The 362-nt window shown below is 49.7% G+C and carries 1 pseudogene; it reads right to left on the reverse strand.

What is annotated here, in order from left to right:
• Nucleotides 1–148 precede the first annotated feature (148 nt).
• Nucleotides 149–253: pseudogene (locus ACRPFF_RS11595) on the reverse strand (S49 family peptidase); the annotation flags it as partial.
• Between the last annotated feature and the right edge of the window lie 109 nt (nucleotides 254–362).

Here is a 362-nt window from a genome sequence, read left to right on the forward strand (position 1 = left end):
GTTTGCTTTGTTTCAAACAGGGCGGCGCGTAAGGGACTTTCAAAGGGCGGCAGGCGGAAAAAGGAAATGAAAATGCCGTCTGAACGGCAACACGTGAGTTCAGACGGCATCTTGTGCGGGACGCGTCATCGCGCCAAAGCCTTGCGGCGTCGGGATATTGTCGGAATTTGAGGCGGCCGCCGCGTCCGGTTTTGACGGCTTTGATAAATTCGCCGTGTATGCCGGTCAGCATTTCTTCCCAGATTTTCGACTTGTATATTTAGACCACAAGTCATAGAAAAACAAGAAATGTTTATTCTTATCACAAGACCAATGTTCATACCCTGTCTCTTATACACATCTCCGAGCCCACGAGACTCGAC

It is taken from the genome of Neisseria sp. SLRRB23, assembly GCF_050896295.1.
Classification (GTDB): Bacteria; Pseudomonadota; Gammaproteobacteria; order Burkholderiales; family Neisseriaceae; genus Neisseria.